We start from the raw sequence: 26,476 nt of genomic DNA on the forward strand, positions 1-26,476 counted from the left end.
ATTTGCGAAGGTACAAAAACATTCTGCATTGAGTTTCGCCCGGTTTATATCCAATCGTATTACCCTAAAGTCTAAGCGCACATTTTCTAAATTAATTGTGCGGATAGCCATTATTGGCATCATGCTGGGCCTTGGGGTGATGATCCTTTCGCTGGCTGTGATACGTGGTTTTAAACAGGAGATCCGTGAAAAAGTCCGCGGCTTTGCGGGTGATATCCAGATCGTAAAATCGGATCTCAATAACTCTTACGAAAACTCTCCATTTATTGAGGATGCCGGTGTTCTTAAAAAACTAAAAACCAGTAAGTTCATCGAAAGCATTAACGCTTTTGCCACCAAGCCGGGCCTTATCAAAGCAAACGACGAGATCGAGAGTGTGGTAATGAAGGGGGTTGACAAAGGGTACGATTGGGCCTACATTAAAAAGGCACTGGTTGCAGGGTCAATCATTGATTTCAATGACTCCACGGCTGCCAAAAGCCAGGTGATGATATCGCAGTTTACCGCCAACAGACTAAAGCTAAAGGCGGGGGATGATCTGCTCATTTATTTCATTCAGGAACCGCTGCGCAAGCGCAAGTTAAAAATCACTGGTATATACAGCATTGGTGTAGATGAGGTAGACAAGACTTTTGTAATAGGCGATATTGCGTTGGTAAGACGGTTAAATGATTGGACCAAGGGCGAAGTTGGCGGTTATGAGGTACGCGTAAATGACTTTGATAGGATTAACCCTATTGCCGACTGGATAGACAGCAACTTACCCATCATTTTAAAATCGCACACGCTGATAGAGAATTATCCCACCATTTTTGAATGGCTGGGTCTGTTGGATGTTAATACCGTAGTTATGTTGGTACTGATGACCATTGTGGCAGTTATTAACATGATTTCGGCGCTGCTCATTATGATTTTGGAACGAACCAGTATGATTGGCATGTTGAAAGCAATGGGCGCGCGAAATTGGGTCATCCAAAAGGTGTTTTTATATAACGCTGCTTACTTAATTGGCGTTGGGCTTTTATTAGGTAACGCACTTGGCTTGGGCCTGGGCTTTTTTCAGCAAAGCACCCACTTTTTTAAACTGGACCAGGCGAGTTATTACATGACATTCGTACCCATCAAATTTGTGTGGACGGACGTGTTGCTACTTAACCTTGGTACACTAGTAGTATGTTTGGTAGTGCTGGTTATCCCGAGCATGTTGGTTACAAGGATCTCGCCGGTAAAGGCTATCAGGTTTAAATAGCCTAATAGTATCTTTTAATAGCCTATACGGAATTGCCGTCACTACAACTTCCACCTATCTCCAACGCTATCCGTGAGTGTCATAGTTGAAAATAAGTAAACCATGGATATCTTTTGCGCCGGCTGGCTATTTCACAAACTTGCAGTTAAACATGCACTTTAAATCTATTTTTAATACTGAGTCAGTTCAGGCTGATCATGCAAGCTCGATAGCATGTTTTTACCGCTTTATAATTTTGGTAGTCTTAAAACTAAATTTGAGGTTGACACCGCCTGCCCCAAAATGGATATCCTGTGTGCCCAGGCCTGAAAGCGGGTACTTTAGGAATGGTTCGATGATGAGCCTGTTTTTGCCTATCGGGTACCCCATACCAAATGATAAGTTGAGCGTTTTAGCGAAATAAAAATTATTGAAGCTACTAGTGGTGGTTTGATCCTGCGTGGGCACCGTTTTATCAATTAGCCCATTAGTTTTATACGCATAACTGTAAGTGTAACGCTCATCAATAAAAGTACCGGAGCTTAAACCTGCCGAGAAATAAGCATCTGTTTTTTCGGGATTGAACTCAAATTTGATATTCAGCGGGATATCAAGACCGACCAGACTGGCGTTGTAGTTTTGAAATTCTGCCACTGATGCGGTGGTGTTGAAAAACCCGGCGCTCTTAATAGCCGGTGCAGCTTCCGCTAGCGCCCTGCCTGTTGCCAATGGTGGTGTATTGGCATAACTTAGTGTATTTTGCGCCAGTGATACGCCTGTAGATAATTTGATATTCTTACTTAGCCTGATATCTGAGGTAAAGCCTGCACCAGCATTTACACGGTTAGCACTGCCTTCAGCATAATTAAAATAGGTTGCTGCATAAACGCTGAAATTTACTTTTTTCGAATCCTTTTTATCGCCTGGCTCTTTTTTGCGTTGAGGCTGCTCCCGCTTAAACATCTCTTCTATCGGTTGAGTGGGTGGGTTGGCAGCTATTGTGGTAGCTGTGCTATGATCAACAATAACCGGGGTTGAGACGTTCGCCACTTGCTGACGGTCCGTTTTATTTTCAGTTTTTTGCGCCGTATCTGCTTGGTTAACGGAAGCAATAACACTGCTCTTGCCATTCTTTCCGTCGTTGATGACACCCACATTGTTATTATCAGTTTTCACTCCGGCGTCAGGCTTAGCCATGCCGATTACAAACTGATCACTGTTTTTTGTCAGACCTGTATTCACGCCATTGGGATGAATTATAGCGGGTGTTGAAACTACGTCTACAGCTTTGCTGCCCTTTGCTGCATAGTTGTTGTTGGCTAGTTGTTGGTTTGGATAGCTGCCTCTATTGGCATGCTGTTCAACTGCCGAATTTACTGTACTATCGGCTGCCAGTTGTGATTGGGCTATGCGTGTGTTGTTTCCTGCAGTATTTTCTATGCCTGTTGTAGTATCTGCCTGTGGGTTTTTAAAATTTCCGGCAACATTACTTGCCATATCAGGCTCGTTAGTCATCCAGATGCCCAAGCCTAAAAACACCAATAAAATGGCCGCAGCGCTGCTCCACCAAAGCCATGCAACTTTACGTTCCTCTTTCACCGGGAACTTTTTGCGAAGCTCAGTCCACCCCTCTTCGGCAGTTGGATACTCGTAATTATCAAACACCTCCGAAATGCGGCTGCTTAGTTTTTTATCAAACTGATCATCCATGGTTCTGTGTTTCCGTTGTTAATAGCTGCCGCAACTTCTCTTTGGCCCTGCTTAAATAAACCCTCGATGAGCTTGCGGGCAAGTTCAAAGTTTTACCAATTTCATCATGGTTGTACCCATCTATCTCGTACATGTTAAATATAGTCAGCTGAATTTGCGGCAATTGCTTCATCAGCTTTAAAATGTCCTGTGCATTTAAATTCTCTATAACATTGGCGTTACTGCCAACGCCAATTGCTGTATCCAGGTCGGTATGCGCCTGGTGTTTTAGTTCTTTGCGGCGGCGGTCTATAGCGGTATTTACTACTATGGTGCGCAGCCATGCCCTAAAGGGCTTGTCCATTTGATAAGCTTTAATATTGTTGAACACCTTTATAAAAGCATCATTGACCACTTCTAAGGCATCGTCCTGGTTCAGGCTGTAACGCACACTTATCCCCATAGCATAGCCGTAGAACTGCTTGTACAGCAATTCCTGGTATTTAAGGCTGCCGGTTTTGCACTTACTTACTATTTCTTCTTCAGTAAGCCGGTTTAGTAGATGCATTAAATGTGTTAAGTGCGCTTAATTATTAGCAATACGCGTAAAAAGCAGTAAACGCTACAGGACAGAGAAAAATAAATGGCAATAAGGCCATGATAAATTCACAGCTTCAACACCACCGGTAAATTATCAGTTTACATTTTTTTCAGATCATACTGCACGGCGAGGGTATCAGAGCTGTTGGCCACCATTTGTAATACACTGGTGCCATCATAATAATAATTATAATAGCCGTTTAGATGACTTTTGGCAGGGTGGCCGGCAGGCGGATAAGTGTCGTCCTGAAAACCGATATAACCACTATTTAAAAAATATTTCCCCTTACTACCCGCGTGGACAACTGTGGTGTCGCCGCTTACTTTAAATGTGCCGTCACTTGCAAGAGACAGTTGCAAGGTTGCTTTGGTAGTATCTACTTTGGAACTACCAGAAGCTCTGTGCAGGAGACGAAATTGACCGGTGAAATTTCCTACCGGTACAGGTATTGGATTATCATTTTTATTAAAGCAGCCCATTGCCAACAGGGCAATTGCTAATAAGGCCGGCAAAAAATAAGTAAATCGTCTTTTCATATTATTTGTTATTACAAAATGTTTACGTCTTAGCGTCTATAAACGCTACATGTAATAAAATATTTCTAAACCTTTTTAGCCTCATTCCAAAATACATCCATTTCTGCCAGGTTCATATCCTGCAATTTTTTACCATGTTCAATAGCCTTGCTCTCCAGGTACTGAAACCGTTTAATAAATTTACGATTGGTTTTTTCCAGCGCATCTTCTGGATTAATATTGATAAACCGTGCATAATTTATAAGCGAGAACAGTAGGTCACCAAATTCGCCCTCGGCTTTTTCGTGGTCGATACCACTATCATCAGCCACGTTATACTCATCTTTAAATTCCTGCAGTTCCTCCTCTACTTTGGCCCAAACCTGGTCTTTATTATCCCAATCGAAACCAACGCCCCGGGCTTTCTCCTGGATACGAGATGCTTTCACCAATGCGGGCAACGAAGCAGGTACACCGCCTAATACCGATTTATTGCCCTCCTTGAGTTTGATCTGCTCCCAGTTGCGTTTTACATCTTCCTCGTTTTCAACTATGGTATCACTGTAAATATGCGGGTGACGGTTCACCAGCTTGTCGCAAATCCCGTTTAGCACACCGATTATATCAAAATCGTTGGTCTCGGATGCTATGCGCGAGTAAAATACCAGGTGCAGCATAATGTCACCCAGCTCCTTTTTGATTTCATCCTTATCACCGCTCAAAATAGCGTCAGATAGTTCGTAGGTTTCTTCAATAGTGAGGTGGCGCAGACTTTCAAGTGTTTGCTTTTTGTCCCATGGGCAGTTGATCCGCAGATCGTCCATTATTGTAAGTAAGCGCTCAAATGCGCCGGAAGGTGTTATTGCAGTTACGGGTGCTATTATAGCCATAATACAAAGATATTGAATTCGGTTGGCAGTTCCTTTTAGTTTGCAGTAATGGCAGTACGAACTAAATGTCATCATGCTAACTGCAAACTGCTTACCGCACACTTCCTACTCCAATACCGCTCTCAGCATTTCCCGCTTACCCGGAGCGCCCGCGGCTTTCTCTACTTTTAGACCAAGCGCCTTTATACTGCGTTTAAGATTACCGGTGATGGCATAAGTAACAAATACGCCACCTGGCTTTAAAAATTGAATAGTTTGGGAAATTGCTGCTTCATCCCACATTTCCGGCTGATGGGCAACAGCAAAGGCATCAAAATAAATTATATCAAACTTTTGGGGGGAGTTAAAATCCTGTAATTTAAGAGGTGCAATCTCCAGTTCGCAATACTCGTGAATGCTCACCGGCAAGTTTAAAGATTTGGGATACTGATTGAGGAAACTTTGCCAGATATCGTCAGAAACATAGGAACCATAACCAGTGTTACCAATCATATCATTGCTTAGCGGGTACGCCTCAATGCCGGTATATGCTAATTTGATATGCTCGCTGTGGCAAAAATCGGCACTAAGTAAAAAATTGAGGCCGGTACCAAAACCTACTTCCAGTATGCTCACTTCTGCAGGTATTTCGCCCGACAAATGAAGGAAATACTGAAGGCCCGCTTGAAGAAATACGTGCCGGCTTTCCTGCAGGGCACCATTGCGTGAATGGTAATTTTCACCAACCTGTGCATTGTAAATGGTATTTGAACCATCGGCAGTTGGCGTTATTTGTAAATGGGAAGTTTGTTGATTGATGTCCATAACTTGAACATCAAACTTAGGAAATAACGGTAATATTCAAGCCTGGTTAGGCTACCATTGTTAATAAACGGTTCAGCCTACTGCAATATTCAGGCAAGGTAACCTGTCCTTTGTCAAAAGCTTCAACCAGTTCATCTAACTGTTTGGAAATATCGCTGCGCGATTCATGGTTAAGTTCGGGCTTTATGGTACGCAGTTTTTGACTGACTGCTTTCGTCATTAGCAGCGGCTTTACATCGCGCGTTTTGGATAATATGGATTTCATTTTATTCCGCTGAAGCTTATCAAACTTTAAAATAAAGTAAACTATAAGTGAGCCTATCAGCAGGAAAAATATAAACGTGGCAATTGGCGAAAATAATGCTTGCATTATATTTGTACTTATGTTATAAGCATTTTATTACGTGGCATTTGCCAAATAGGTTTCGGGAACTTTTAATTTTAGGGAAATATTTTATCTGCCTTATACGAAACAAGTTGTGTCGTCGGGCTGTTCTGCCCGGTATTAAACTATGAGGCCTGTTGCAAGTCGAACAGATGTTTAACGCTTGTAGCGGATTACAAACAGCCAGTTTATAACACCCTTATGCTCTTAAAAATTACACCGCCAGAAGAATTATATACCTTAAAAACAAACATCTATCTTTGCGCCATGTTTTTTTCGCGCTTAACCAAAGCTGTACTAGTAGTTTGTACTTTATTATTTATCGCAGGTCCCCAATCGGCTTTCGCTCAATCTACCGCAAAAACTGACGATTCCACGGGTTCGTTCCGTTTCAAAACCATAGTTATCGATCCGGGCCACGGGGGTAAAGATCCAGGTGCTCACGGCGCTTACTCTAATGAAAAAGCTGTGGCATTAAGTATTGGTAAAAAACTACGCAATGCTTTGAACGACCAAATGCCAAGTATTAATGTAGTGATGACCCGGGGTGAAGATAAATTCATTGAGTTGCACCGCCGGGCAGAAATTGCCAATAACGCCCACGCCAATCTTTTTATATCCATCCACTGTAACTCTTCTCCCGAAAGGGTAGGTAGCCGCCGCGGTGCTCTCCTGCTGCTATATGGTTTCCATCGCAAACAGGAACAAATGGAGGCCCTCCGCGAAAATTCATCCATTTACCAGGAAAAGGATTATCAAAAAAAATACAATGGGTATGGGGAAGATGATGCCATGAATGCGATCATCTTAGCAGCTTTTCAGCAACGATACCGCAGGCAAAGCGTTTACTTCGGCGATTTGCTGAATAAAGAATTTACGCAGACGGATGGCAGACGAAGTGCAGGTGTAAAGGAGCAGGGCGTACTGGTTTTGCAGCAAAGCGGTATGCCGGGCTTATTAATAGAGACGGGTTTTATCAATAATCCTGACGATGAAAGGTATCTGAATTCAGACGAGGGACAGAACGAGATCGTTCAATCCATCATCAGATCTATCAAAAAGTATAAGACCAGTTATGGAAATTAATTGACTTTGAATAGATCTGTTTTGAGTTAACACGAATTCCACTAAGTGGGCTAATTTTCTTAAATCTGTTTGGTAAAATTCGAATCATTCGATTAAATTCGTGTTCACTCAAAACGATTGGATGGTAATTTGAGTTAAGACGAATTGCATTAATTGGGCTAATTTTCTCAAATCTTATTGGTAAATTGGGATTGTTCGATAAAATTCTTGCTCAATAATACGATTGGATGGTAATTTTGAGTTAACACGAATTGCACTAATTGAGCTAATTTTCTCAAATCTTATTGGTAAAATTCGTATTGTTCGATAAAATTCTTGCTCAATAAAACGATTGGATGGCAATTGTTTGAGTTAACACGAATTACACTAAGTGGGCTAATTTTCTTAAATCTGATTGGTGAAATTCGAATCATTCGATTAAATTCGTGTTCACTCAAAACGATTGATTTGTATTTTTTAATCGTCCAACCAATCAGTGTTTATTCAGTTGATTTTTATTTTAAATCAAATAAATCAGTCACTCCCAATATCTTGGCAGAGGTAAATCCCTCCCCATAAGTTACGTTAAGGCTCTTGCCAAACTCCCGGCCACGGGCTTTGATCATGTCAATAAAATCAGGAGATGAAATGTAAGTTTGCGGCTCATCTTCATTCCAATCGGCATTGTGGAATTGCGAACCGTAGGCATAAATGCTCTCTATCTTTTTATCCCAAAATTCGGTAACATCAATAATTATATCAGGCTTAATATAACGGTCCTGTATAAAATGTAACAATTGCTTGGGTCGCCAGGCTTCCTGCAGGTCGCCGTTTTCAGTATAGGTTTCAATTTTGCGCAGGCCAGATAAAAATGCGGCAGCTTCTACCAACTCATTTGCCCGTCCGTGGTCGGGGTGCCTGTCATGGTATGCATTGGTAATCACAATATCAGGCTGGTATTTCCGAATTGCGGTAATGATCATCAATTGATACTCTTTAGTATTTGCAAAGAAACCATCTGGCAGGTTAAGATTTTCGCGTATGGTTAGTCCCAAAATCTCCGAAGCTTTGGCCGCCTCCCTATCCCGTATTTCGGCAGACCCTCGGGTACCCAGTTCGCCCCGCGTTAAATCTGCAATGCCAACCTTATGGCCAAGCGCTACATGCTTTAAAATGGTACCGCCACAGCCTAATTCGGCATCATCCGGGTGCACGGGCAAAACTAATATATCTAATTTGAGCATAATGAAGAATACTTAAAACTTATCGGTACCAAGGGTTAACAAACGTTGTACCTTTTTTTTCACCTTGGCAGATGTTGGGCTGGTAAAGGGATAAAAATAATCAACCACCCTGCCCTTACGGTCAACCAGGTACTTGTGAAAGTTCCACCGTGGTGCACAATTCAATGAACCGTTTTCTTTTTTATCGCTCAGGAATTTGTAAAGCGGATCTGCATACGGACCGCGTACCCTTATCTTATCAAACACCGGGAAATTGTTACCGTAGTTACTGCAAAAGGCAGCTATAGCCTGCCCTTCCAAAGGTTCCTGCCCGCCAAAATCATTTGATGGGAACGCCAGGATTTCGAAATCCTGCCCTAAAAACTCTTTCTTAAGCGCCACCAGATCTTTAAGTTGTGGCGTGAACCCGCACTCGGATGCGGTATTGACGATAAGCAGGACTTTATCTTTGTAATCGGTAAGGCTGATCGGCTCACCATCCAACGCCCGAACGTTAAACTGGTAGATGTTTTTTTTATCCATTAATTGTAGCTGGGATTGTACCCGGCCGCATTCAATATCGATTCGATATCACGCTGCTCTTCCCTATCATAGGTCTCTTTCAGATCGTGCCCGAAAATTTTGGCTACAGATTGTATCACAAAAGCGTTAAAACCGCCTTTTAATTCTTTCACCATAGCAAAACTGGTATTGCCTGTTTCGCGGTTAATCAATTTTATCAGCACCTCCCCCTGACTAATTGTCAGATCTTTGATCTCTTTGTTAAATATGCCTTTAATCTCACTCTCGCAGGCTTTCATCAATTCCTTTTGCTTTTTTGAATCGGCGGTCATGGCCAAATCGCGCTGCAACTGGCGATAACGCTTACCTGCAAATTGTGCATAAGGCAGTACTTTCATCACATTATAGCGCAGGCGGTAAAAATTTGCACGGTCCTGCGCGCTGGCAAAAATACGGGTATCAACTATCCGCACTTCCGGCTCTACAATCCAGGGCACCAGTTCGCCATCCAGTTTAGTCATGTTAACCTTTATGGTATCATGTTTGCCCAGTATAACCGGCGGGGCTGGTTTATCCTGTGCTATTAGGCCTCCCCAAACGCAACAAAACACAATAAGTGTAGCGATAAATTTCATATTTTTACTTGACACAAAATTAACGCATTTTATTTGGTTATTTTACAACAACATGCAATAATAATAATTGTTACAGGTTGATTATATTATACCGTGCTAACGCCGATACATGAAAGATTTAGTGATTGACCTGGAAGCCGAAAAAACGGAGATATTAAAACGTTACAGAACGCTGTTGCGTGCAAGTAAATCTACCCTCCAAAAGGGAGATAAACGCATGATCCGCAAGGCTTTTGAAATGGCTTTAGAGAGCCACAAAGATATGCGCCGTAAAAGCGGCGAGCCTTATATATATCATCCTATTGCCGTGGCCCAAATTGCCGCCGAAGAGATAGGCCTGGGTACCACCTCCATCGTTTGCGCTTTACTCCATGATGTAGTTGAAGATACCGATGTTTCGCTGGAAGACATCGAGATGGAATTTGGTAAAAAAGTGGCCAAGATCATTGATGGCCTTACCAAAATTTCGGGGGTTTTTGATACCAACAGTTCCCTGCAGGCAGAGAATTTTCGTAAAATGTTGCTTACCCTGGCAGACGATGTGCGGGTAATACTGATCAAACTGGCCGACAGGCTGCACAACATGCGCACCATGGAGTTTATGCCGCGCGATAAGCAGCTTAAGCTTTCATCAGAAACCGTATACCTCTATGCTCCGCTGGCGCACCGCTTGGGATTGTACGCCATAAAATCTGAACTGGAAGACCTTTCCATGAAGTATATGGAGCGCGAAACCTACTCGTTCATTAAAACCAAACTAAACGAGAAGAAAGCCGAGCGCGAAAAATTTATCCGTGACTTTGTGGAACCGGTGAAAAAAGTTGTGGAGGCACAGGATTTGAATGCCGATATTTTTGGCAGGCCTAAATCTATCCACTCCATCTGGAATAAGATGAAGAAAAAATCGATCCCCTTTGAGGAGGTATACGATCTTTTTGCCATCCGGATCATTTTGGATAGCACCCCCGAGAGCGAAAAAGCCGACTGCTGGAAAGCTTACTCTATCATTACCGATCTTTACCGTCCTAATCCCGACCGGTTGCGCGACTGGATCTCCTCACCAAAGGCAAACGGTTACGAAAGCTTGCATACCACCGTTATGGGCCCGCGTGGCCAATGGGTAGAGGTGCAGATCCGTACAAAACGTATGAACGAGATTGCTGAGAAAGGATTTGCTGCACACTGGAAATACAAAGAATCATCAACTGATAGCGGCCTGGATCTTTGGGTGCAAAAGGTACGCGATATGCTGAAAAACCCGGATTCCAATGCACTGGACTTCCTGGATGATTTCAAGATGAACCTTTTCAGTGATGAGATCTTCATCTTTACACCGAAGGGTGCTTTGATCCAGCTGCCATTGAACGCCACTGCGCTCGATTTCGCCTTTGAGATCCACACCGATGTGGGTGCCAGCTGTATTGGTGCCAAGGTAAATCATAAGCTGGTACCGCTGAGTTATAAACTGCAAAACGGCGACCAGGTGGAGATCATTACCTCCAGCAAGCAAAGCCCCAAAGAGGATTGGCTCAGCTTTGTGGTTACCGCTAAGGCTAAAGCCAAGATCAAATCTGCCCTTAAAGAAGAAAAACGCAAAGTTGCCGAAGATGGTAAGGAGATTTTGGAGCGAAAACTTAAATCGCTTAAGATCACATACAACTCCGAAAATATCCAGAAGCTTAGTTACTTTTTTAAGCTGCCATCTACCCAGGAGGTTTTCTACAATGTAGCCAAAGGGCTTATTGATATGAAGGACCTGAAGGAATACCAGGCCTCCGAAAAGATCATTGAAAATAAACCGCAGGATAAAATAGAGCATGAACAACTGCAAAGCCTGGTTCGCAGCGTAAAAGCGAAGGACGGCGATGTGCTGCTTTTTGGTGAGGATCTGCAAAAAATAGATTACAAGCTGGCAAATTGCTGTAACCCCATCCCCGGCGACGATGTATTTGGCTTTGTAACCGTAAGCGACGGCATCAAAATTCACCGCACCAACTGCCCTAATGCCGCCAAACTGATGGCTAATTATGGCTACCGGATCGTAAAAGCCAAATGGACCAAACAGCTGGAGCTGGCCTTCTTAACGGGCTTACGTATCCGCGGTATTGATGAAGTAGGTTTAATTAATAAACTCACTACGGTGATCTCAACGGATTTCAAGGTAAATATCCGGTCGATAACGGTTGACAGTGATAACGGGATCTTTGAAGGATCGATCATGATCTACGTAAATGATACCGAGCACTTGGACAAACTGATCAAAAACATCCTGCAGATAAAAGGTATCACTTCGGTGCTGAGATTTGATTCTGTGATTGAGAAAGCATCGTAATTAGACATAAGACGACAAGAATCAAGAGAGAAGAAAGAAGAGATTAACAGTTAAAAATTAAAAAAATTAAGAGATCCAATTTATCCCCTGATTTGCGGGGCCTTAATATAAGTTCTTCAACATTGATGCGTAATTTCTTCTATCTTACATCTTGACTTCTTGAATCTTGACCCATTACATGCTATTTCTTATTTTTTTCTTGACACCGAAAACCATACCTTTGAAGGGTTAATTTAACATTATGCCTGTACAGGAAACCATTGCGTTGGTAAAAAAGATTTTTGAGGCTTACCTCGAAAATAAAAGCCTCAGGAAAACACCCGAGCGTTTTGCCATCCTTGAGGAGATCTACTCCCGGAGCGACCATTTTGATGTGGAGAGTTTATACATCCACATGAAAAATAAAAAGTACCGCGTTAGTCGCGCTACCGTATACAACACACTCGAACTTTTGGTATCCTGTGACCTCGTGACCAAGCATCAGTTTGGCAAAAACATGGCCCAGTTTGAGAAATCGTATGGCTATAAGCAGCACGATCACATTATCTGCATTGACTGCGGTAAAGTAGTTGAATTTTGTGACCCGCGTATTCAGCAGATCCAGAGCATGATGGGCGATATTCTGAAATTCGAGATTAAACACCACTCTTTAAACCTTTACGGTAATTGCACTAAGCTGCGCGAAGGTTTTTGCGACAGGAAAGTATCTTAAAATCAAATGAAAAAGCCGATCCTCAGCAAACAAGCATTCTGGGATGTTGATATGGAAAAGATCGACTACGAAAAAAATGCGCGATATGTTATGGAAAAGGTGATTAACAGAGGGTCTCTTGAAGATATTATCAGCATGAAGAAATTTTATGGCGATAAAAGGATAAGGAAGGAAATTATCAGTGCAAGCTGGCTTGGTGATAAAGAAATTTATTTTTGTTGCGCCATTTTTAATTTGAACCCTACGGATTTTCAATGTTACATAAAAAAACAGTTGAACCCGCAACTTTGGCTCTCTTAAAAGAGCTCATGATGTTGGACGAACTGAAGGAATTCAGATTGGTTGGCGGTACAGCATTATCTTTACTTTTAGGTCATCGGACCTCTATCGATTTAGACCTATTTTCTGACGTTCCCTTCAACAGGGATTTGATCATTGAAAGATTGAACGAAGATTATTCATCATTTCAATTCGAGGGTACAACAAGCAGTCGCCTATTCTTCACCTTTATTAACGGAGTAAAAGTTGATTTTGCTAACACTTTTGAAAAATTCGCTTATGATTACAAAGTGATTGATGGTATTAGGATCGCTTCAACGGAAGAAATAATCGGTTTGAAACTAAATGCAATTGCCGGGAGGGGTGCGAAAAAAGTTTTTTGGGATGTACATGAATTACTGAATCAATTTTCTTTCGAACAAATGTTTTCCTACTACCATAAACGATATCCTAATAATTCTCTTGCTATGGTGGTAAAATCTCTTTCTTATTTTGTTAACGCTGATTCCGAGCCGGATCCCGATAGTTTTCATAATTTAGATTGGGGCACAATTAAGAAGGACCTTATAGAAAAATTAAACACATATATTCAAAATATCAATTAATGGCTGTTGACGTATTATTAGGCCTCCAGTGGGGCGATGAAGGTAAAGGTAAAATTGTTGATGTACTGAGCGCAGGTTACGACCTGATTGCCCGTTTTCAGGGCGGACCAAATGCCGGTCACACTTTAGAGTTTGAAGGCAAAAAGTTTGTATTGAACACCATTCCTTCGGGGATCTTTTTTGATAACACCATGAACCTGATTGGTAATGGTGTGGTTATAGATCCGATCACACTGAAAAAAGAGATAGATAAGCTGAAAGATGCCGGTCATGATCTTTTGGCAAAAAAGAATTTGATGATCGCCAAAAAGGCGCACCTGATATTGCCTACGCACCAATTGCTTGATGCCGCTTCTGAAAAGAAAATGGGCGATGGTAAAATTGGTTCTACCTTAAAAGGTATCGGCCCAACCTATATGGATAAAACCGGCCGCAATGGTTTACGTATAGGCGATATTACCCTGCCCGATTTTAAAGAGCGCTACCAGAAACTGGTTGATAAGCACACATCCATGCTGCAGGCGATGTACGGCGAAGTGGCTGACTTTAGCGAACGCGAAGATTTATTCTTCGAGGCCATTGAATTCATCAAGCAATTCCCGCTGGTTGATAGCGAGCATTTGGTGAACAACTATATTAAAGATGGTAAAAAGGTATTGGCTGAAGGTGCACAGGGCGCCATGCTGGATATCGATTTCGGTTCTTACCCGTTTGTAACGTCATCAAATACTACTGCAGCCGGAGCTTGCACCGGTTTGGGTATTGCACCGAGCCAGATAGGCGATGTGATCGGTATTTTCAAAGCTTACTGTACCCGTGTAGGTGGCGGCCCCTTCCCTACCGAACTGAATGACGAAACCGGTGAAGAACTACGCCGCATTGGCCACGAATTTGGTGCAACAACCGGCAGGCCCCGCCGTACCGGTTGGATAGACCTGCCGGCTTTAAAATATGCCATCATGCTGAATGGCGTTACCCAACTGGTAATGACCAAGGCTGATGTATTGAGCGGTTTCGATAAGATCTATGCCTGTACGCACTACAATTACCTGGGCGAGGAGATAGATTATATGCCTTATGATATTTGCTCTGTTGATGCACACCCGGTACTAAAAGAAATAGACGGCTGGAACGAAGACCTGACTGGTATTACCGAACTGAACGAAATCCCTGAAAGATTACAAAACTATATCGATTACCTGGAAGCTGAACTGAACGTGCCGATCAAGTGGTTATCTGTAGGCCCCGATAGAAAACAGACTTTAGTGCTACACTAATATCTTGACGATGAGGACGCCGACACAAAAACAACCTTGTTTTTAGTTTCATATCTAAAACAGGTAATATTAAAAGGCTCCTTTTAAAGGGGCCTTTTGCTTTTACTTGCTATTTTTGCCAGGTGATATTTCAGGTAAACAACGTGCAACTCTTCAAACAAAAAGCCCTTTCATGGGCCAATACCTTTGATACGGTTTGCTATCTAGACAGTAATAATTTTAACGACCCCTACAGCAAGTTTGATACACTGATAGCAATTGGCGTAAAAGAGGAAATAATTCTGTCCACGGGCGATGCTTTTCAGAAATTTGAAAATTTCCGTAAAAAAACGCCCGGATTTGTGACCGGGTTTTTTGGGTATGATCTGAAGAACGAAATAGAACAGCTCTCTTCTCAAAACGACGATGGACTGGATTTCCCGGATCTCTATTTCTTCGCGCCTAAAACCTTCATCACGCTTAAGGGAACCAAAGCCGAAATCACCGGCGATGATCCGGTGGATATTTTCAGCACGATAGAGAGGATAGATCTCCTCACAATCAAAAGTTCGCCTAATGTAAAGCTACAATCGCGCTTTAGTAAAGTTGAATATATCGCTGCGGTTGAAAAGATTAAAGAACATATTGTACGCGGTGATATCTACGTAACCAATTTTTGCCAGGAGTATTACGCGGATGATGCAACAATTGATCCTTTAGCTATCTTCAACCAACTTAATGATTTGTCACCCAACCCCTTCGCCACCTATTTTAAATGGCAAGGTAACTACATCATTTGTGCTTCGCCCGAGCGCTTTTTGGCCAAACGCGGCACTAAACTGATCTCGCAACCTATTAAAGGTACCGCAAAGCGGGATCCCGACGAAGCAGTTGACAAAACCATCATTGAAGAATTGCGCAGCCATCCAAAGGAGTTACAGGAAAACGTAATGATCGTAGATCTAGTACGGAATGATCTTACGCACTCTGCCAAGCCCGGCACCGTTAAAACCGAAGAACTTTTTGGCATACATAGCTTCAAACAGGTTCACCAGATGATCTCAACCGTAGTTTGTGACCTCAGGGATGATGTAAGCGCTGCACGGGCCGTGAGAAACACTTTCCCTATGGGGAGCATGACAGGCGCCCCCAAGGTAAGTGCTATGCGGTTGATGGAGGAATACGAGCGCAGCAAGCGTGGTGTATACTCCGGGGCTATAGGTTACTTCGGCCCGGATGATGATTTTGATTTCAATGTGGTGATCCGTACGCTGCTATATAACTCAAATAATAAATATTTATCCTTTCACGTAGGCAGCGCTATCACCTATCACGCCAATGCCGAACAGGAGTACGACGAATGTTTACTGAAAGCCAAAGCAATTTTGCAAGTATTGGGTGTAAGTAACAAAAGATAACCTCGCAACGTTATAATATTGTATTTTTACACATACAAATCCCAGATTATGGCGATACAATATGTTTCAGATGATGCCGGAAATAAGACCGCAGTATTGATTCCAATTGACGAATGGAACAATCTTACATCTAAACACGAGGACATTCAACTTCTTGTGCAAGATCCAGCTCAACCAAAATCAAAAAGAAAACCCTCTGAATTTGTTGGAACGCTTGATAAAGAAACAGGGCGACAAATGATTTTGGATATTGAAAAAGATCGTGAAGAATGGGAAAGACGTTTTTAATCGACACTAACGTCATTTTAGAATTCACCTCTGGACTTTTGCCTCCTAACGTAAACGCCTTACTTGAAGATATTCTTGACCAAAGTGGCTTTTACATTTCGATAATTAATCGGATTGAAGTTCTTGGACATCCTTCAGCCACTCAAACTTTAGCGGATTTTTTAGACACAGCTATTACGTATCATTTAACAAATGATGTAATCGAGCAGACCATCAATATAAGAAAAGTTAAAAAAATAAAATTACCTGATGCAGTTATTGCTGCAACAGCAATGTTTCATGGGCATTCTCTGATTACTCGCAACATTAAAGATTTTATCAGTATCGGTAACCTTGAAGTTATCGATCCTTATAATTTATCATAACTGCAATCTGCCACCTACTTCTCCACCACCAACTTATCCCCGATCCTCACCGAAACATCTGATCCATTGGCAAAAAAAGCCGAATAGGGTTCTACATTGAGAAAAGGTACAAACGCTTCTCCGTATAGTTTAGCGACATCTGCATCAAAAATATAGTCTTTAACTTCGGCAACCTGCCAGCGGATATGCTCTACCTGGTATTGCATTGTTTTATAATCGGTTAAGCGGTTGTAGCCCCAATAATGCTCAAAAATAAACTCCTCCTGACTACCTGCTGCTATCGTTACTAAACTATTTTCTACGGTTGCGCCTAGCTTGTTCCATTTGCCTTTAAATTTCCACTCGTATAAAAATTCGGTTTGGTCAGCCCCTTTCCTGGTAACCGAATGACGCATAGGCATGGCGCTGTAATGCTCTTTATAAAGCGTATTGGCGATGACTACAATAATGGGTTTGGGCACGATCTCGCTAACAAAAACCGCTCCGCGCTTCCACTCCTTACCATCAAAATGACGTACGTAAAAACGCAGATTAACCTCTTCAAAATTTACGTGAAAGGGCCATTTAACGCCCAGTACCTTAGTTTCCTGAAACATAAAACCTACCATGCTCACCAGCGCTTTTCCCTGCCAAAGATCAATTTCGGTAGCTGCCGGCAAGTAGGGCTTTAATATCTCCGGATCCACCTCGTAATTTAACATCACCAGGTTTTTCCATTGAGCGGTCAAGAAACGGGATTTGGATGACATAAGCGGTTACTTTCAATAATAGTTTACCACAAATAACGCTAAGATCGAGCCATTTGCCTTAATAAAGATCATTTAAAATGTCAGCAAAAAGCAATAGAAAGGCGCAAAAAAAGGCCGCAAAAAAATTTCGGCGGCCTTAAATATTCTGATGGATATAAAATGGTAAACGTTTATCTGGCTTTGTAATACTTCATAGCCTCCGGAATTAAATTCTGGATAGCGGCAATACGTGTCGCATCCGCCGGGTGGGTGCTTAAAAACTCGGGGGGCGATCCGCCTTTGTTTTGTGCCGCCATCCGTTGCCAGAAAGTAACCGCCATATGCGGGTCATAACCCGCCATCGCCATAAACGTCAAACCTAAACGGTCTGCTTCCGACTCCTGCGAGCGTGAATATTTTAATAAGGCCAACTGACCACCAACGCCATACAACTGGCTGACGATAGCTTGCGTTGCCGCAGACTTGCTACCTGCGGCTGCACCAACAGCGGTACCACCTGCCTGCAATGCCAATTGCTGCGACATCCGTTCAGCAGAGTGGCGTGCAATGGCGTGCCCAATTTCGTGCCCCATTACAGTGGCCAGGCCAGCGTCGCTTTGCGCTACGGGTAGTAAGCCACTGTAAACAGCAACTTTACCACCAGGCATGCACCAGGCGTTTATTTCGGGGCTTTGGATGAGATTAAACTCCCATGCAAAACTATACTGGTTGGCATAACCGTTTGCGTTTAAATATTGTTCTATCGCTACGGCCAGCTGGTTACCAATTCGTTTTACACGTTGGGCATCGGTGCCAGAAGCAATAACTTTTGTCTTAGGGTCTGTCAATAGGGTACGATAACTGGCGGCAGCAGCAGGATTGATCTGATCATCACTAACTAAAGATAGCTGAGAGCGGCCGGTTAGCGGCACAGTAGAGCAGGCGTACAGGAAAATTGCCGCAAGTGCGGCAAACAGCAAGGGTTTGAATGTCTTCATGGTTTCAGGCGGTTTTTTTCTTAAATAAGTTAACTTTCGACTCCTTACCTTTTAACAAACGTTCGATATTTTTTTGATGTGTAACCAAAATGAGCAAAAATATGCACATACCATAAATTACGACCGATTTAATAGACACCGGGAAAATGAATGTTACACCGATGGGATAAGTAAAACCAGCCATAATAGAGGCCAAAGACACATATTGCGTCAGCAGTAACACAACTAAAAACACCAAAACGCAAAGTAAGGATGCCTGAAGGTTTATAGCCAATATCATTCCAAAAAGTGTGGCAACGCCTTTTCCACCCCTGAAGCCGGCAAATACCGGGAACAAATGGCCCATTACGGCAGCAACCCCCAGGGCAAGTGAATAGTTAGTGAAGGCAACAGAATGATAAGCACCTGTAGTAGAAACGCCGATGATGTAAGCAAGGTTGGTAGCGGTCCACCCTTTTAAAATATCGAGCAGCATAACAGGAATGCCTGCCTTTTTGCCTAAAACCCTGAACGTGTTGGTTGCACCGGCGTTGCCGCTGCCATATTCACGTACATCAATATCGTAAAAGGCCTGGCCAATCCATACAGCCGTAGGTATAGACCCGAAACAGTAAGCAAGAATAAGCGCTAAAATAGAAGAGATCGATAGCATCTGCGTGCAATAATATTAAATTGATGTTATATACCGCAATATATTCATTTATAATTTAACAGCTTTTAAACTCAGGTCTAAACTTTTTACAGAGTGTGTAAGCGCCCCCATGGATACATAGTCCACCCCGCAATCGGCGTATTCGCGAACGTTTTCCTCGGTAATCCCACCAGACGCTTCCGTAATATACTTGCCCTCTATCATGTTAACGGCCTGCCGCAGATCACCAAATTCAAAATTATCCAGTAAAATGCGGTTCACATTGCCGGTTTGCAAAACCTGCTCCAACTCGTCAATGTTACGCACCTCAATTTCTATGGCTAGCTTTTTACCCGTTTTTACTAAGTATTGGTTGGCATTCTCTATGGCCCGCCTTATCCCGCCGGAATAATCAACGTGATTATCTTTGATCAGGATCATATCGTACAGCCCTATCCTATGGTTAACGCCACCGCCTATGCGCACCGCCCATTTTTCAAGGTAACGCAATCCGGGAGTGGTTTTGCGGGTATCCAATACCTTGGTATTGGTACCCTTTAACATATCTACAATTTCGTTGGTTTTGGTAGCAATGCCGCTCATGCGCTGCATGCAGTTCAATACAAGCCGCTCGGCTTTAAGAATGCTTTGCGCATCTCCTTCAACTATAAAGGCTACATCTTTGGGTTTTACTTCTGCTCCGTCACGTAAAAATATCTGCAGTTTAAGGTCAGGATCAACTACATTAAAGATCTCTTCAGCCAGCTCTACGCCTGCGAGAATGCCCGTATCTTTTACTAAGAGTTTAGCTTTGCCTTGGGTACCGGCTTCAATAGTAGCCAGGGAAGTGTGGTCGCCATCGCCAACATCTTCACTAAGCGCGTTTACTATAAATTGATGTATAAGTTGTTTGTCCAAACCTTTGCATTTTGAATTTCAAAAGTAAGAACAATTGACGAGTAATTAGGTTTTTTCGATTTCTATCCGCATCTCAATGATCACCATTTCCTTTTCAACTTCCTTCATCGTATAGGCTACCCTGAACTTTCCTTTATCGGTGTGCAGCAAAACAACGCCAAAATTATAGTTAGCATTGGAGTTAACGCGGTGAAGTATGGCTACAGACTGCGGCTTATTGTCTTTAAAAAATTTTTCAAGGATCACCTCTGCCTGCGTTTTAGAGTAAACATTGGCATTTTCCAGCACGGCAATATCAACACTGGGAGCAAAAAACCTGGCTATTTCATGAGCATTCCCCTGCCCTATCAGCGCGGCTATTTTATCAATAGGGTCGGCTTTACAAACATTTGGCACCATATATAATAGCACCACCATTGGCAGATATTTTAGTTTCATCATAAGATATGACCAATAAACCAAATAAAAGTTGCAATAAAAAATAAAACGGGATAAATTATAATGTTTAAAAGTTGCTTTTATATTTGCATTGTGGAAAACAGAAAAAAAGTCGCACTAATTATACTCGACGGATGGGGCTACGGCCGCACAGACGATTCGAATGCTATACTGGCAGCCAATACGCCGTTTTTTGATTCGATGATCGCAAAATATCCCAATTCAAAACTCGAAGCATCCGGCCTGGCGGTGGGTTTGCCGGAGGGACAAATGGGCAACTCTGAAGTTGGCCACATGAACCTCGGCGCAGGGCGCGTGGTTTACCAGGAACTGGGCCGAATTAATAAAGCCGTAATTGATAACGAGTTTTTGCAGAACGAAACGATGGTGGAGGCATTTAACTATGCCCGCGATAACGATAAAGATCTGCACCTGATAGGCCTGGTGAGCGATGGCGGCGTGCACGCACACATCAATCACCTGAAGGGGCTGTGCACTGCGACCAAAGCTTTAGGTTTGGAGAAAGTGTTTATACACGCCTTTTTAGATGGCCGGGACACCGACCCAAATTCCGGCCTTAAATTCATCACCGACCTGGAGCATCATATTGCTGACAGCCCGGTAAGGCTGGCTTCTGCCATTGGCAGATATTATGCTATGGATCGGGATAACCGCTGGGAACGTGTTAAGTTGGCATACGACCTGATGGTTAAGGGCGCTGGCGAAAAAACCGATGATATTTTAGCCTGTATCAAGCAATCCTATGAAGCGGGCGTAACCGATGAGTTTATTCAACCAATAGTAAAAGTTGATGCAGACGGGCAGCCCATTGCTGTTATAAAAGATGGCGACGTAGTGATCTGCTTTAACTTCCGGACAGACCGGGGCCGCGAGATTTCGCAGGCACTTACGCAGCGGGAGTTTCCGGAGTATGATATGCATCCCCTGGATATTCAGTATATCACCATGACTTCTTATGATGAAACATTCAAGAACGTAAAGGTGGTTTTCCGTAAGGATGATCTAAGTAAGACGCTTGGCGAGGTTTTAGAAGGCGCAAACAAGAACCAGATCCGCATAGCGGAGACCGAAAAATACCCACACGTCACTTTCTTCTTTAGTGGTGGCCGTGAAAAAGAATTTATTAACGAGAAGCGTTTATTGGTACCATCGCCAAAGGTGGCTACATACGACCTTCAACCGGAGATGAGTGCCGAAGGCATCCGTGATGCAATCATCCCCGAATTGATTGCCGAATGGCCCGATTTTGTTTGTCTTAATTTCGCTAATACCGATATGGTGGGCCATACAGGCGTTTTTAGCGCCGTTGTTAAGGCTGCCGAAACAGCAGACGCCTGTACTAAAGCAGTAGTGGAGACCGGGCTGGAACACGGTTATTCGTTCATCATCATTGCCGATCATGGTAATGCTGATTATATGATCAATGACGATGGATCGCCAAATACCGCTCATACCACTAACCTGGTGCCCTGCATTGTAATCGATAGCGATGTAAAAGCTGTGAAAGATGGTAAACTGGGCGATATTGCTCCAACCATATTAAGCATTTTGGGTGTATCTATCCCGGAAGAAATGAGCGGTAATGTACTGGTATAAACCAATAAAACAATATCTCCGTTTTACAGGCGCACTTGCACTTTTGTGTTGCGGGTATGCCTGTAAACCGGAAATTAAAGAAACCGGCGCTAGTGTAAAATATTTCGATTTGAAGGAATATTTCAGATCAGATTCTGCCCGGCTTGCGGTGCTTAATCCCGAAATAACCAAAACGGTGAGCCATAACGGCGATAGCGAGACCAAAAAAATGCACATACCTAACTGGGGGCGCGAATTCGGCTTATTTAAATCATCAGATATAAACAAACCGGCGTGGAAAGATAGTTACACGGTACAGTTAACCGGCGATTCATTGATCAGCTACAAAGCTAAATTCCCCGAACTCAAGACACGGGAGATTGTGATTCGAAAAAGCAAAGGAAAAGTCATATCCGTTGCCATTACAAATGATGTTCATAACCTGTTATACCAAACTATTGAGAAACTCACTTATGTGCCAAACTCGTACTACCTCATAGAAAAGAAGCAGCATGTGAAAGTGATGGGGGAAAACGACTACCTGATTAAAGGGGTATTTTAATTAGTGGCGGCCTGTTGCCGATGCCAGCTTCTCTTTAGAAACATCCAACAGGGTAGAAATATCCGTTCGGCCCGGGTTCTCATTCAAAACCTTTTCCAGATCGGCAACCGATGCCTTTAAAGAGTTGACCCCCCTTACCCTATCATAGTTTTTGCTGCTCGGTTGCAGCTTAAACAATCCATACTCACGATAGGCAATGGCCCTGGTTTGGTAACTTTTAGTTTGTTGTGTGGGATCAATAGCAATGGCCTTGGTAAGATCAAATATAGCCCCCAACAAATATTTCTCTCGTTCGTCTGGCGACAAGTAGCTGTCTTTACCTAAGAATCCTTTGGCACGGGCGCGGTAATAATACGCGGTGGCATCCGCCGGATTAATATAAATAGCTTTAGAATAAGCAATTACAGATTTGCGGTAGTTTTCGCTATGGTAGTATGAGTATCCCAACATCCAATAAGCATTAGAATTGGTAGAATCTATCAGGCAGGCTTTTTCCAGCTGCGCAACAGCGGCTTTAAAATTGCCATCCATAAATGCTTGTTGCCCCAATTTAACATAAGCGTTTTGGGCCGATGAATCGAGCGAAGTAATAATAAAAAGGGAAATTATTGCCGATAGCCTCATTACTTACCTAACGTGTGTAACAATTTAGTATTACTTTAACTTGCATAAATACAAAATATTATCTCCCAGGCTTACTTTTTGTAATAAATATATAATCACCAATAGCTTGTCACTAAACTAAATTATAGCATGTTCGCAAACACGCTACTATACATGACAACATCCTGATACTGCCCTTTAAAAGCCGCAATTATTAAAGCCTAAAATTCAAGCGTTTTACATTTAACAGGCCTAATATAACTGCCAACCCGGCCATTTCTTGTAATCATGATAAAGTTTAACCTTTAGTCGCAATTTGTTGCATCTAATTGATTATAATTTGCTTAATCGGAACTCGAATTTCATCAGGCTTAATCTAACATCATAATTAGTTTATTGATCAATGTATAGCGACAAATCCCCTGCTTATACCTGACTTAATTACCGTTTACCTTCAGTTTTCTTGAGATCTGCCCGAAAAGAAAAATAGATCACAAATAGCATGATATCAACAAGTTAATGCCTACAGGCAAATACCTTTCCAAATAAAGTTATCTTGGCACAGCACTTGAAACAGTATATTTGCATAAATAAAACTGATAGTTAACCCCTATTAAACACCCGGGTAGTAACCCGCGGCTGACAATATGACGTTGATTTATCATAACACCAGGTGATTAATGAGTTTCGATCCGTTTGATTTTAAAAATACTGCTGCAATAAACGAAGATTCTGAATTCTTCCCGCTGATGTCATCAGAGGACGAAGAAGAAATGAACAACGAGCAGGTTCCTGATATTTTATCCATCCTGCCTTTACGTAATACCGTTCTGTTTCCGGGGGTGGTAATTCCGATTACTGTGGGGCGTGATAAATCCATTAAACTGATCCGCGATGCCAACAAAGGCAAGCGCCTTATTGGCGTGGTGGCACAGCAGGATGTAAGTGTTGAAGACCCTAACTTTGATCAGCTTCATCGCGTTGGCACCATTGCACTGATCATTAAAATGCTGCAAATGCCAGATGGTAATACCACTGTGATATTACAGGGTAAAAAACGCTTCATTTTAAAGGATGAAGTGCAAAGCGAGCCTTATATTAAGGCAACGGTTGAGCCTTTTAAAGAGATCAAACCAAAAGAAGACAAAGAATTTAAGGCCATGGTATCGTCTGTTAAAGACATGGCCATGAACATCATACAGTTATCGCCCAATATCCCGAGCGAGGCAGGGATTGCTATCCGCAATATCGAAAGCAACTCTTTCCTTATCAATTTCATATCATCAAATATGAATGCGGATATGCAGGCAAAACAAACGTTGCTGGAAGCTGCAAGCCTGCGCGACAGGGTGAACATGGTGCTGGAGCATCTTACGCTGGATTTGCAGATGCTGGAACTGAAGAACCAGATCCAAACCAAAGTAAGGGTAGATCTGGATAAGCAACAGCGCGATTACTTCCTTAACCAGCAGCTGAAAACGATACAGGAAGAGCTGGGCGGTACCTCCCCCGACCTGGAAATTGAAAATCTTCGCCAGCGTGCGCTAAAGAAAAAATGGAGTAAAGAAGTTAAGACTCAGTTTGCTAAAGAGCTGGAAAAACTTGCCCGTACGAATCCTGCGGCGGCAGATTATTCAGTACAGATTAACTATCTGGAACTGCTGATTGACCTGCCTTGGAACGAATTTACCAAAGACAACTTCGACCTTAAACGTGCCCAAAAGGTTTTGGATAAAGATCATTTTGGTTTAGATAAAGTAAAGCAACGTATTATAGAATACCTGGCTGTGCTTAAATTAAAGCATGATATGAAGGCCCCTATCCTTTGCCTGGTTGGCCCTCCTGGAGTTGGTAAAACTTCGCTGGGCAAATCAATCGCCAAAGCCCTGGGTCGTAAGTACGTGCGCATGGCCTTAGGTGGTGTGCGGGACGAGGCGGAAATTCGCGGGCACCGCAAAACCTATATAGGTGCCATGCCGGGCCGGATCATCCAGTCGGTTAAAAAGGCAGGTGCTGCAAACCCCGTATTTATACTGGATGAGATCGATAAAGTAAGCAGCGATTTTCGTGGAGACCCATCTTCTGCATTGCTGGAGGTACTGGATCCGGAGCAGAACGCCACATTTTACGATAATTACGTAGAAATGGATTTCGACCTATCCAACGTAATGTTCATTGCGACCGCAAATTCGCTGAGCACCATTCAGCCCGCCTTGCTGGACAGGATGGAAATTATTGAGGTGAACGGTTACACTATTGAGGAAAAAATTGAAATAGCTAAACGCCACCTGGTGCCAAAGCAACGCGAAGCACACGGCCTTACTCCAAAGGATGTGGTTATTAAAAACGATATTGTTGAAAAGCTCATTGAAGATTATACCCGGGAGTCGGGCGTGCGTGCGCTTGAAAAACGGATAGGCTCTGTAGTGCGTGGTGTTGCAAAAAATATTGCGATGGAAGAAGCTTACAACCCGCAGGTGAACAAAAAAGAGGTTGAGAAGATTCTTGGTGCCCCTTTTTATGACAAGGACCTTTATGAGAACAATGATATAGCCGGCGTTGTAACCGGCCTGGCCTGGACATCCGTTGGCGGCGACATTCTGTTCATAGAATCGAGCCTGAGCCCCGGTAATGGCAAGTTAACGCTAACGGGCAGCCTGGGAGATGTAATGAAAGAATCGGTAACCATTGCACTGGCTTATTTGCGTGCCCATGCAGGCGATTTTAATATCAACCCAAAACTGTTTGAGCAATGGGATGTGCATGTGCACGTACCAGCAGGCGCAACCCCTAAAGACGGCCCATCTGCAGGTGTCACAATGCTTACCGCACTGGTATCGGCGTTTACCCAGCGCAAGCTGAAACCGCATTTAGCGATGACGGGCGAGATCACGCTCCGCGGCCGCGTGTTGCCGGTTGGAGGCATCAAAGAAAAGATTTTGGCCGCTAAACGGGCAAATATCAAAGAGATCATCCTTTGCAAATCCAATCAGAAAGATATTCTGGAGATAAAAGAAGATTACATCAAAGATCTGAAGTTTCATTATGTAACTGATATGAAGGAAGTGATTGAGCTGGCCTTGCTTAACGAGAAAGTCAGCAACGCTTTAGACCTTACCGTAAAAGAAAAAGACCCGGTTAAAACCGAAGTAATTTAAGCTCATTAAATCTAAAAAAAAGCAGTACTTCT

The 26,476-nt window shown here is 42.9% G+C and carries 28 protein-coding genes; 13 read left to right on the forward strand and 15 right to left on the reverse strand.

Going from position 1 to position 26,476, the window contains the following annotated elements:
• Window positions 1–28: 28 nt before the first annotated feature.
• The gene (locus tag A0256_21620; GenBank protein ID AMR33852.1) at window positions 29–1,249 is read left to right on the forward strand and encodes an ABC transporter permease; all 1,221 of its coding nucleotides are present in this window, start codon (window positions 29–31) and stop codon (window positions 1,247–1,249) included.
• A gap of 219 nt (window positions 1,250–1,468) precedes the next feature.
• Here A0256_21620 and A0256_21625 read toward each other — a convergent pair whose 3' ends face one another.
• The 6 genes from A0256_21625 to A0256_21650 form a co-directional block, all read right to left on the reverse strand.
• Window positions 1,469–2,938, reverse strand: a complete 1,470-nt coding sequence (locus tag A0256_21625; protein AMR33853.1) for a hypothetical protein — start codon at window positions 2,936–2,938, stop codon at window positions 1,469–1,471.
• Window positions 2,931–3,485, reverse strand: coding sequence for an RNA polymerase subunit sigma-70 (locus A0256_21630; GenBank protein AMR33854.1), 555 nt, complete (start codon window positions 3,483–3,485; stop codon window positions 2,931–2,933). Before A0256_21630 ends, A0256_21625 begins: the two co-directional genes overlap by 8 nt.
• A gap of 131 nt (window positions 3,486–3,616) precedes the next feature.
• Window positions 3,617–4,054 (reverse strand): hypothetical protein, encoded by a 438-nt coding sequence (locus A0256_21635; protein ID AMR33855.1) that lies wholly within the window; start codon window positions 4,052–4,054, stop codon window positions 3,617–3,619.
• Window positions 4,055–4,119: 65 nt separating this feature from the next.
• The gene (locus A0256_21640; protein AMR33856.1) at window positions 4,120–4,923 is read right to left on the reverse strand and encodes a pyrophosphatase; all 804 of its coding nucleotides are present in this window, start codon (window positions 4,921–4,923) and stop codon (window positions 4,120–4,122) included.
• Window positions 4,924–5,028: 105 nt separating this feature from the next.
• A complete protein-coding gene (locus A0256_21645; GenBank protein ID AMR33857.1) occupies window positions 5,029–5,727 on the reverse strand; it encodes a tRNA (5-methylaminomethyl-2-thiouridylate)-methyltransferase in 699 nt (232 codons plus the stop codon).
• A 46-nt stretch (window positions 5,728–5,773) separates the two neighbouring features.
• Window positions 5,774–6,097: a hypothetical protein gene (locus A0256_21650; protein ID AMR33858.1), complete on the reverse strand. Its 324-nt coding sequence runs from the start codon at window positions 6,095–6,097 to the stop codon at window positions 5,774–5,776.
• A 216-nt stretch (window positions 6,098–6,313) separates the two neighbouring features.
• Between A0256_21650 and A0256_21655 the strand changes: the two genes are divergently transcribed.
• Complete coding sequence (locus A0256_21655) at window positions 6,314–7,198, forward strand: hypothetical protein (GenBank protein ID AMR33859.1); 885 nt, start codon at window positions 6,314–6,316, stop codon at window positions 7,196–7,198.
• A 494-nt stretch (window positions 7,199–7,692) separates the two neighbouring features.
• Here A0256_21655 and A0256_21660 read toward each other — a convergent pair whose 3' ends face one another.
• From A0256_21660 to A0256_21670, 3 genes are read right to left on the reverse strand one after another with little or no spacing between them, the layout of a single operon-like run.
• Window positions 7,693–8,421 (reverse strand): bacillithiol biosynthesis deacetylase BshB1, encoded by a 729-nt coding sequence (locus A0256_21660; GenBank protein AMR33860.1) that lies wholly within the window; start codon window positions 8,419–8,421, stop codon window positions 7,693–7,695.
• Between the two features lie 12 nt (window positions 8,422–8,433).
• Window positions 8,434–8,943: a glutathione peroxidase gene (locus tag A0256_21665; GenBank protein AMR33861.1), complete on the reverse strand. Its 510-nt coding sequence runs from the start codon at window positions 8,941–8,943 to the stop codon at window positions 8,434–8,436.
• Window positions 8,943–9,557, reverse strand: coding sequence for a hypothetical protein (locus A0256_21670; protein AMR33862.1), 615 nt, complete (start codon window positions 9,555–9,557; stop codon window positions 8,943–8,945). The genes A0256_21665 and A0256_21670 overlap by 1 nt, the downstream gene beginning before the upstream one ends.
• Window positions 9,558–9,666: 109 nt before the next feature.
• On the opposite strand from A0256_21670, the gene A0256_21675 reads away from it, so the two are divergent.
• The 8 genes from A0256_21675 to A0256_21710 all read left to right on the forward strand — a co-directional run bounded on the left by A0256_21675 (window position 9,667) and on the right by A0256_21710 (window position 16,812).
• The gene (locus A0256_21675) at window positions 9,667–11,889 is read left to right on the forward strand and encodes a RelA/SpoT family protein (protein ID AMR33863.1); all 2,223 of its coding nucleotides are present in this window, start codon (window positions 9,667–9,669) and stop codon (window positions 11,887–11,889) included.
• Between the two features lie 241 nt (window positions 11,890–12,130).
• Window positions 12,131–12,601: a transcriptional repressor gene (locus A0256_21680; GenBank protein ID AMR33864.1), complete on the forward strand. Its 471-nt coding sequence runs from the start codon at window positions 12,131–12,133 to the stop codon at window positions 12,599–12,601.
• Between the two features lie 6 nt (window positions 12,602–12,607).
• The gene (locus tag A0256_21685) at window positions 12,608–12,901 is read left to right on the forward strand and encodes a hypothetical protein (GenBank protein AMR33865.1); all 294 of its coding nucleotides are present in this window, start codon (window positions 12,608–12,610) and stop codon (window positions 12,899–12,901) included.
• A gap of 11 nt (window positions 12,902–12,912) precedes the next feature.
• Window positions 12,913–13,485: a hypothetical protein gene (locus tag A0256_21690; GenBank protein AMR33866.1), complete on the forward strand. Its 573-nt coding sequence runs from the start codon at window positions 12,913–12,915 to the stop codon at window positions 13,483–13,485.
• Window positions 13,485–14,762 carry an adenylosuccinate synthase gene (locus A0256_21695; protein AMR33867.1) on the forward strand — a complete coding sequence of 426 codons (1,278 nt, stop codon included), beginning with the start codon at window positions 13,485–13,487 and terminating at the stop codon, window positions 14,760–14,762. Before A0256_21690 ends, A0256_21695 begins: the two co-directional genes overlap by 1 nt.
• 125 nt (window positions 14,763–14,887) lie before the next feature.
• Entirely contained in the window at window positions 14,888–16,159 is a 1,272-nt protein-coding gene (locus A0256_21700) for an aminobenzoate synthetase (GenBank protein AMR34643.1), read from the forward strand.
• A gap of 12 nt (window positions 16,160–16,171) precedes the next feature.
• Entirely contained in the window at window positions 16,172–16,447 is a 276-nt protein-coding gene (locus A0256_21705; GenBank protein ID AMR33868.1) for a hypothetical protein, read from the forward strand.
• A complete protein-coding gene (locus tag A0256_21710; protein ID AMR33869.1) occupies window positions 16,429–16,812 on the forward strand; it encodes a hypothetical protein in 384 nt (127 codons plus the stop codon). The genes A0256_21705 and A0256_21710 overlap by 19 nt, the downstream gene beginning before the upstream one ends.
• Window positions 16,813–16,826: 14 nt before the next feature.
• On the opposite strand, the gene A0256_21715 is transcribed toward A0256_21710, so the two are convergent.
• The 5 genes from A0256_21715 to A0256_21735 form a co-directional block, all read right to left on the reverse strand.
• Window positions 16,827–17,561, reverse strand: a complete 735-nt coding sequence (locus A0256_21715; GenBank protein ID AMR33870.1) for a hypothetical protein — start codon at window positions 17,559–17,561, stop codon at window positions 16,827–16,829.
• A gap of 170 nt (window positions 17,562–17,731) precedes the next feature.
• Window positions 17,732–18,538: a peptidase M48 gene (locus tag A0256_21720; protein ID AMR33871.1), complete on the reverse strand. Its 807-nt coding sequence runs from the start codon at window positions 18,536–18,538 to the stop codon at window positions 17,732–17,734.
• 4 nt (window positions 18,539–18,542) lie between these two features.
• Window positions 18,543–19,190: an acyl-phosphate glycerol 3-phosphate acyltransferase gene (locus tag A0256_21725; GenBank protein AMR33872.1), complete on the reverse strand. Its 648-nt coding sequence runs from the start codon at window positions 19,188–19,190 to the stop codon at window positions 18,543–18,545.
• Between the two features lie 48 nt (window positions 19,191–19,238).
• On the reverse strand, window positions 19,239–20,087 hold the full coding sequence (locus A0256_21730) for a nicotinate-nucleotide diphosphorylase (carboxylating) (GenBank protein ID AMR33873.1): 849 nt from the start codon (window positions 20,085–20,087) through the stop codon (window positions 19,239–19,241).
• Window positions 20,088–20,132: 45 nt separating this feature from the next.
• Window positions 20,133–20,525: a hypothetical protein gene (locus A0256_21735; GenBank protein ID AMR33874.1), complete on the reverse strand. Its 393-nt coding sequence runs from the start codon at window positions 20,523–20,525 to the stop codon at window positions 20,133–20,135.
• Between the two features lie 63 nt (window positions 20,526–20,588).
• Here A0256_21735 and A0256_21740 point away from each other — a divergent pair, with 63 nt between their 5' ends.
• Together A0256_21740 and A0256_21745 are read left to right on the forward strand one after the other, a co-directional pair.
• Complete coding sequence (locus tag A0256_21740; GenBank protein ID AMR33875.1) at window positions 20,589–22,142, forward strand: 2,3-bisphosphoglycerate-independent phosphoglycerate mutase; 1,554 nt, start codon at window positions 20,589–20,591, stop codon at window positions 22,140–22,142.
• Complete coding sequence (locus tag A0256_21745) at window positions 22,129–22,683, forward strand: hypothetical protein (protein ID AMR33876.1); 555 nt, start codon at window positions 22,129–22,131, stop codon at window positions 22,681–22,683. The genes A0256_21740 and A0256_21745 overlap by 14 nt, the downstream gene beginning before the upstream one ends.
• Here the strand turns inward: A0256_21745 and A0256_21750 are convergent, their stop codons facing one another.
• A complete protein-coding gene (locus tag A0256_21750; protein AMR33877.1) occupies window positions 22,684–23,307 on the reverse strand; it encodes a hypothetical protein in 624 nt (207 codons plus the stop codon). It lies immediately after the preceding gene.
• Window positions 23,308–23,966: 659 nt separating this feature from the next.
• On the opposite strand from A0256_21750, the gene A0256_21755 reads away from it, so the two are divergent.
• On the forward strand, window positions 23,967–26,444 hold the full coding sequence (locus A0256_21755; protein AMR33878.1) for an endopeptidase La: 2,478 nt from the start codon (window positions 23,967–23,969) through the stop codon (window positions 26,442–26,444).
• Window positions 26,445–26,476: the final 32 nt, after the last annotated feature.

It is taken from the genome of Mucilaginibacter sp. PAMC 26640, assembly GCA_001596135.1.
Classification (GTDB): Bacteria; Bacteroidota; Bacteroidia; order Sphingobacteriales; family Sphingobacteriaceae; genus Mucilaginibacter.

Coding starts and splice junctions, on each gene's coding strand:
- A0256_21650 (AMR33858.1), bottom strand. CDS start 6,097: ATGCAAGCATTATTTTCGCCAATTGCCACGTTTATATTTTTCCTGCTG.
- A0256_21695 (AMR33867.1), top strand. CDS start 13,485: ATGGCTGTTGACGTATTATTAGGCCTCCAGTGGGGCGATGAAGGTAAA.
- A0256_21725 (AMR33872.1), bottom strand. CDS start 19,190: ATGCTATCGATCTCTTCTATTTTAGCGCTTATTCTTGCTTACTGTTTC.
- A0256_21665 (AMR33861.1), bottom strand. CDS start 8,943: ATGGATAAAAAAAACATCTACCAGTTTAACGTTCGGGCGTTGGATGGT.
- A0256_21625 (AMR33853.1), bottom strand. CDS start 2,938: ATGGATGATCAGTTTGATAAAAAACTAAGCAGCCGCATTTCGGAGGTG.
- A0256_21630 (AMR33854.1), bottom strand. CDS start 3,485: ATGCATCTACTAAACCGGCTTACTGAAGAAGAAATAGTAAGTAAGTGC.
- A0256_21755 (AMR33878.1), top strand. CDS start 23,967: ATGAGTTTCGATCCGTTTGATTTTAAAAATACTGCTGCAATAAACGAA.
- A0256_21680 (AMR33864.1), top strand. CDS start 12,131: ATGCCTGTACAGGAAACCATTGCGTTGGTAAAAAAGATTTTTGAGGCT.
- A0256_21670 (AMR33862.1), bottom strand. CDS start 9,557: ATGAAATTTATCGCTACACTTATTGTGTTTTGTTGCGTTTGGGGAGGC.
- A0256_21685 (AMR33865.1), top strand. CDS start 12,608: ATGAAAAAGCCGATCCTCAGCAAACAAGCATTCTGGGATGTTGATATG.
- A0256_21655 (AMR33859.1), top strand. CDS start 6,314: ATGCTCTTAAAAATTACACCGCCAGAAGAATTATATACCTTAAAAACA.
- A0256_21710 (AMR33869.1), top strand. CDS start 16,429: ATGGGAAAGACGTTTTTAATCGACACTAACGTCATTTTAGAATTCACC.
- A0256_21660 (AMR33860.1), bottom strand. CDS start 8,421: ATGCTCAAATTAGATATATTAGTTTTGCCCGTGCACCCGGATGATGCC.
- A0256_21690 (AMR33866.1), top strand. CDS start 12,913: ATGTTGGACGAACTGAAGGAATTCAGATTGGTTGGCGGTACAGCATTA.
- A0256_21740 (AMR33875.1), top strand. CDS start 20,589: ATGTTTAAAAGTTGCTTTTATATTTGCATTGTGGAAAACAGAAAAAAA.
- A0256_21645 (AMR33857.1), bottom strand. CDS start 5,727: ATGGACATCAATCAACAAACTTCCCATTTACAAATAACGCCAACTGCC.
- A0256_21720 (AMR33871.1), bottom strand. CDS start 18,538: ATGAAGACATTCAAACCCTTGCTGTTTGCCGCACTTGCGGCAATTTTC.
- A0256_21640 (AMR33856.1), bottom strand. CDS start 4,923: ATGGCTATAATAGCACCCGTAACTGCAATAACACCTTCCGGCGCATTT.
- A0256_21675 (AMR33863.1), top strand. CDS start 9,667: ATGAAAGATTTAGTGATTGACCTGGAAGCCGAAAAAACGGAGATATTA.
- A0256_21715 (AMR33870.1), bottom strand. CDS start 17,561: ATGTCATCCAAATCCCGTTTCTTGACCGCTCAATGGAAAAACCTGGTG.
- A0256_21745 (AMR33876.1), top strand. CDS start 22,129: ATGTACTGGTATAAACCAATAAAACAATATCTCCGTTTTACAGGCGCA.
- A0256_21750 (AMR33877.1), bottom strand. CDS start 23,307: ATGAGGCTATCGGCAATAATTTCCCTTTTTATTATTACTTCGCTCGAT.
- A0256_21735 (AMR33874.1), bottom strand. CDS start 20,525: ATGAAACTAAAATATCTGCCAATGGTGGTGCTATTATATATGGTGCCA.
- A0256_21635 (AMR33855.1), bottom strand. CDS start 4,054: ATGAAAAGACGATTTACTTATTTTTTGCCGGCCTTATTAGCAATTGCC.